Source organism: Frankia sp. CeCAU1 (assembly GCF_977971845.1).
The window spans coordinates 2,285-7,221 of record NZ_CDWWXA010000194.1; the positions used below are offsets into that span (position 1 = coordinate 2,285).

At 67.6% G+C, this 4,937-nt stretch carries 5 protein-coding genes and 1 pseudogene; 5 read left to right on the plus strand and 1 reads right to left on the minus strand.

The features are described 5' to 3' along the window. Positions 1 to 424 (plus strand): annotated as a pseudogene (locus AC08OO_RS21750) (transposase); the annotation flags it as partial. Here the strand turns inward: AC08OO_RS21750 and AC08OO_RS21755 are convergent. Then, positions 411 to 1,220 carry a transposase family protein gene (locus tag AC08OO_RS21755; RefSeq protein WP_476611555.1) on the minus strand — a complete coding sequence of 270 codons (810 nt, stop codon included), beginning with the start codon at positions 1,218 to 1,220 and terminating at the stop codon, positions 411 to 413. The pseudogene AC08OO_RS21750 and the gene AC08OO_RS21755 sit on opposite strands and share 14 nt — an antisense overlap. A 443-nt stretch (positions 1,221 to 1,663) precedes the next feature. On the opposite strand from AC08OO_RS21755, the gene AC08OO_RS21760 reads away from it, so the two are divergent. The 4 genes from AC08OO_RS21760 to AC08OO_RS21775 all read left to right on the plus strand — a co-directional run bounded on the left by AC08OO_RS21760 (position 1,664) and on the right by AC08OO_RS21775 (position 4,904). Next, positions 1,664 to 1,897 carry a hypothetical protein gene (locus tag AC08OO_RS21760; RefSeq protein ID WP_476611554.1) on the plus strand — a complete coding sequence of 78 codons (234 nt, stop codon included), beginning with the start codon at positions 1,664 to 1,666 and terminating at the stop codon, positions 1,895 to 1,897. 421 nt (positions 1,898 to 2,318) lie between these two features. Further along, positions 2,319 to 2,570 (plus strand): transposase family protein, encoded by a 252-nt coding sequence (locus AC08OO_RS21765; RefSeq protein WP_476618989.1) that lies wholly within the window; start codon positions 2,319 to 2,321, stop codon positions 2,568 to 2,570. Next, positions 2,497 to 3,606 carry an ISAs1 family transposase gene (locus tag AC08OO_RS21770; protein WP_476618990.1) on the plus strand — a complete coding sequence of 370 codons (1,110 nt, stop codon included), beginning with the start codon at positions 2,497 to 2,499 and terminating at the stop codon, positions 3,604 to 3,606. Before AC08OO_RS21765 ends, AC08OO_RS21770 begins: the two co-directional genes overlap by 74 nt. Positions 3,607 to 3,821: 215 nt before the next feature. Further along, on the plus strand, positions 3,822 to 4,904 hold the full coding sequence (locus AC08OO_RS21775; RefSeq protein ID WP_476611551.1) for a peptidoglycan-binding domain-containing protein: 1,083 nt from the start codon (positions 3,822 to 3,824) through the stop codon (positions 4,902 to 4,904). The last annotated feature ends 33 nt before the right edge of the window (positions 4,905 to 4,937 follow it).

The following is a 4,937-nucleotide window of genomic DNA, read 5'->3' on the forward strand; positions in this document are numbered from 1 at the left end:
GGTCTACGGCTTCTTTGACCGGTGGAAGAAAAAAGGCGTGACCGCCGGGATCCATGACGCGCTGCGGGGCAGGGTCCGGCTCGCGCGGGGCCGGGAGGCGGAGCCGACCGCGGGGGTGGTGGACTCCCAGTCGGTCAAGGGCGCCCAGACGGTCGGCGCCGACTCCCGCGGCTACGATGCCGGCAAGAAGGTCAACGGCCGCAAGCGGTTCGTGATCGTCGACACGCTGGGTCTCCTGCTGACCGTCCTCGTCGTCCCTGCCAACGTCCAGGACCGCGACGGCGGCCGGCGCCTCCTGATAGACCACTACTTCACCCATCATCGCTGCCGTCATCTGTTCGCCGACGGCGGTTTCGCCGGCCAGCCTGTTGCATGGGCGCGGACCATGAGCCTTTTCAAAGTTAGCTTTCCTAAATCCCTTCCTCGGTGAGAATGAATGCGGCGAGGGCGAACTTCCCGACGCGGCGGGGACAGCCGCGGAAGCGGTCGAAGATGTGCCAGTTCTTCAGGATCGCGAAGCCGCGCTCGCCTCTGGCGCGGGTGGCGGCGTGGGCACGGTTGATCTCCTTTAGCTGATCGGACAGGTCGCCGCCGGGTGGCTTCTTGTACGGAACGAGGAGGTGGTCTCCTTCGCCGCCGACATATCCCTTGTCGGCGAAGAGGTGGAGCTCCGAGCGGTCGATCACGTGGAGGATGTCGTGCGTGCGGGCGGCGGTGAGGTCGTGGACGCTGCCGGGAAGCCCCTCGGAGATCCAGATCATCCTGCCGTAGGGGTCGGTGAGGCCCTGGAGGTTGATGCCGTGGTACTTGTGCTTGCCCGAGTGGTACAGCTTGTTGTGTGCCCGGACACGGGTGGTGCGCACGACCGTTCCGTCGAGGATGAGGAAGTTGCTCTGCGTCCACGCGAACGTCCACACCGCCGCGAGGAGGCTACGGCCCCGGGTGGCCAGCAGATCGACGGCCTCGCGCACGTAGTTGTGGACCGTCCCGACACTGGCGCCGAAGCCTTCGGCGGGCCGCTCGTAGGTGTCGCCGTTGCGTAGGTGCGCGAGCACGAGGAGCGCCTGCCCGCGTGGGGACAGCTTGCGCCACGTCTGGCGCTGAGCACGGTCGTCGGCCAGCAATGAGGCCAGGAAGTCCAGGGTCGACTGCGGGAGCGCGATAGTGCCGGGGTAGGTTAGCAGCGGAAGTCCTCGGTCAGGGAACAGTGGATTAGGCACCCTGTGATCTACCGGGGACCTCTCTAATTTCCGCGACTACATCAACAACGCTCGATCAAGGTTGTTGTCGGATCGGCCTCCAGGTGAATCCGGCGGATCAACCTGAAAATATATGGCCGATTCAGGCAAAGCTACTTTGAAAAGGCTCGTTGGTGACGTCGAGACGTTCCCGGTTGGTACAGGCTCGCCATGGCTTGATGTGTGAGGCGCGGAGAAGGCGTCGCTGCAGGAGATCGCCACTGGGGGCGAGGCCGCAGAACACGCAGTGTTGGCCACAGTTGGCTAGCACCTCGCGGGCGAAGCGATGTTGACCGTACGTATTCGGAAGTCCTGTTGTTGATCGGTGCCAGTGCCGGTTCCGGTGGCTGGGGTCTGCGTGTGGCCTGGTGGGCTGCGGGGGTGATGTCCTGGTGGCTGGGTTGGTTTGCTGTGGTGCGTGACGGTTGTCGACTCGGGTTCTGGCGGACACGCTGGCGGAGAACGTTCGGCTGCGTGCCTGGGTCGCGGAGCTGGTCACGGACAACGCGCGGCTGCTCGGGCGGGAGGCGGCGCGCGAGTCGGAACTCGCGGGCCTGCGGGTCGAGCTTGAGACGCTGCGCGCAGAGCTTGCGACGGTGCGGCGGATGCTGTTCGGCCGGTCCTTGGAACGCGCGGGTTCGGCTGCGTGGGCCGTGTAGGGGCAGGCTGTTCGTCACCGTCAGTAAGGGCCGAGGGTGCGTGGCGGGCGTGGTTCGCCTCGCGGCGGCGGTAACGAAATGTGACGAGTAGGCGTCGCGGATCGGCCGCACCCGCAGGGATGTCCGGATTCGCCCAGTGCTGGGTGGGCGTGTCGGCGAGGTGAGGGCAACGGGGTCCCGGTAGGACACGGGGACTTCCTAGATCACCTGCCTGCGGGAGGTCCCGTTGCCTGTCCAGCTTCGCATGCCCGCGCTCCCGGCCGGGACGCGCTCGGCCTCGGCGCGGGCACGGCCGCCGTCGGGCGGCGGGAAGGGCGGGCGGCTGCCAGGCGCGGTGGCGGCCGGCCGGCGCCTGCCGGCGGGTCCCAGCCCGCGCCGTCGGCGCAGGCCAGGCGGGTCGTGCGGGCGCAGAAGCGCCTGGATGTGCTGGCTGGCCAGGGCGCTCGCGTTGCGGGCGCGGACGGGCGCGCCACTGCCGGAGTGTTTCGCGATGGTGCCGGAGCCGTGGGACGCCCGCGGGATCCGCCACCGGCTGCCGGTCGTGCTCACCCTGTGCGTGGCCGCGGTGCTGAGCGGGGAGACCACGGTGATCGGGGTCGGTGTCTGGGTGGCCCACGCGCCGCAGGACCTGCTCGCCGTGCTCGGCGCCCGCCGCGACACCGCCGGCCGGTAGGTGGCCCCGTCGTGCGACACGGTGCTGCGGCTGCTCGCGGCGCTGCCGGCGAAGGTGCTCGCCCGCCACGTCGGCGCCTACCTCGCCGGCCGCCACCGCCGCCCGCCGTCGCAGGAGCCCGGCCGGGCGCGGCGCCGCGCCCTGGCCCGGGTCGCTGGCCCGGCGGCGCGCCCTGGCCCGGGTCGCTGGCCCGGCGGCGCGCCCGGCACTCGCGGTCGACGGGAAGACCATCCGCGGCGCGGACGGGATCGCCCCGCACCTGCTCGCCGCGGTCACCCACGGCCACGGGGTCGTGCCCGCCGAGCACGAGACCGGCGCGAAGACCAACGAGGTCGGCTGTTTCGCCCCGCTGCTGCGCGAGTTGCACGCTTACCAGCCGCTGACCGGCTGGGTGATCACCTGCGATGCGCTGCATACCGTGAAGGCGCACGCCGAGCTGATCGTCGCCGAGCTCGGCGCGCACTTCGTGTTCACCGTCAAGGGCAACACCGCCGCCCTCGCCGATGACTGCCGCCGCGCGGCCGACTGGACCCGCGTCAGGGCCGGTCACACCGCCGAGGGCCGCGCGCACGGCCGGCACGAGAAACGCACGATCCAGCTCGCGGACGCCAGCGACCAGGTCCGCGCCCGTCACCCGCACGCCCGCACCGTCGCCCGTATCCGCCGCCACGCCACCCGCACGGTGACCAAAGGCAAAGGAACCAGGCGGGTCACGAAGAAGATCCCGACCGTGGTCACCGTCCACGTGATCACCAGCCTCGCGAGGAGCGAGGTCAGTGCCGCCGAACTCCCCGGCTACGTCCAGGGACACTGGACTGTGGAGAACCGCCTCCACTGGGTCCGCGATGTGACGTTCCGTGAAAACGCCTCGACGGTACGAACCGGCCCGCTGCCCCGCGTCATGGCGACACTGCGTAACCTCGCTATCGGGCTGATCCGCCTTGCCGGCCACACCCGGATCGCCCCCACCATCCGCAACATCCGCCACGACACGGCCCTGCTCATCGAGATCCTCGGCCTCAAAAACCCCGCTTGACCAGCATCAACGACTTTGCAGTACGCCCTGATCCGACAGGTGGCATACATCCCGAAGATGACCGCCTATCGGTGTTACCCGGTGAAACTGAGCACGCGGTGGTGGTCGGCCGCACGGAGGAGGGCGTATGATGCCACCCGTGTCGTGGTCGATGGTCGCCAGCTATGACAAAGTGGGGATACAGAGAATTTGCGTGCAGGGAACAGGGGCGGAACGTGGGTGAACAGCTGGCCCTGTTGGCAACCGGCTTCCTGTTGACCAGCGTTCTGGGTGGTGCGTTAGCTTACGTCTTCCAACGCCGGACCTGGTCCCATCAACACACGGTCGAAAGTTCCGACGAAGAACGCCAGCAGGCGATCAAGATATTCGAGGAAGTCAGCAGCCTGCTGGATAGGCGGTTATACCGGATGCGGCGGGTGCACTGGGCTGCGAAGCGACGTGCCGAGGGCAGCACCGTCGACGACCTTTCTAGTGCACTCGGCGACTACCAGGATTCTCTGCTTGTCTGGAACGACAATCTCAACCGCATCGCCGCGTTGACCCAGGCTTACTTCGGTGGAGGAGTACGGCGACAACTGGAGACCGAAGTATATGAGGAGTACGCTGCTATCGGTCGCGCTCTAGAACAGTTCGTGCGCGACGTTTCCGTAGCTCAGGGTAACGTCGAAGTACCTCCCTTGGATCGTCGCCTAAACACGTTGAGTCATAAGGTGTACCGCTTCAACGTGCGCATGCTTGAGTTGATACAGGAGCGACGTCTGGGCAAGTCGGCACCCCCTGCGACACCGACCGAGCCGGGCCTCCCTGCCCTGCAGTTCGGCCACCAAGGAGCTGCGGTACTTCATCTCCAACGCGCCTTGCGGCGCGCCGGTGAGGCACCGGGCCCGGCCGACGGAATGTTTGGCCACGAGACAGTGCAGGCACTCCGCGCCTTTCAACGCGCTCGAAACCTTGAGCCGGACGGCATCGCTGGAACCGCCACCTGGGCTGCCCTGCCCAGCGGTGCATCCATGCCGATCCTGCGGGAGGGCAGCGGAGGCGATTCTGTGGCCGCACTGCAAGCGGTATTGACCGAATACGCAGCGCAGCGCTGGCAGATTGCCCCTGACCGGGTCGATGGCGTCTTCACCTCCGACACAACCGCCTCAGTCGAAGCCTTGCAACGATGGCGCGGCCTTCCGGTCGATGGCATAGTCGGTGACCAAACCTGGGCCGCCCCACTTGACAGCGATAGCATCACGCTCGAACAACGTGTCGGCTTACACCACGTACGCGCCTCACGGGGTCCGAGCGAGTGACGGGACGTGTCGCAACGACGCTGACGGGTTGAA